The 387-nt window shown below is 27.9% G+C and carries 1 protein-coding gene; it reads left to right on the plus strand.

Features of this window, described 5'->3' with window-relative positions:
• Positions 1 to 138: 138 nt before the first annotated feature.
• Positions 139 to 387, plus strand: a 249-nt coding sequence (locus E3E36_RS14205; RefSeq protein WP_167895671.1) for a putative toxin-antitoxin system toxin component, PIN family, incomplete at its 3' end; no start/stop codon positions are given.

A 387-nucleotide genomic window follows, 5' to 3' on the forward strand; every position in this document is an offset into this window, starting at 1 on the left:
TGAATCTTATTGCTCTTTCAAAAAGTACAGATAATTCTTTCTTGAGTACAGTTAAACAACTTCGTAAAAAAGCTTCAAAAGCACCACTCACCTTAGAAGAAATAACAAAAGAAGTAGAAAGTGTAAGAGCAAAAAGATATGCTAACAAAACAAAAGCATAGAATTATTATTGATACTAACCTTTGGATAAGTTTTCTATTAACTGGTAACTATTCAAAAATTGATTCTCTGTTAAATAATAATGACTGTATTCTCCTTTTTAGCAAAGAACTTATTAGTGAATTTATAGAGGTAGCTCAGCGGCCTAAATTCAGGAAATATTTTTTAGTGAGCGACTTAGAAAATTTATTAATAAAAATGCATGAAAAAGCATTATTCATTTCTGTA

This window comes from Thermococcus sp. M36 (assembly GCF_012027355.1).
Taxonomy (GTDB): Archaea; Methanobacteriota_B; Thermococci; order Thermococcales; family Thermococcaceae; genus Thermococcus.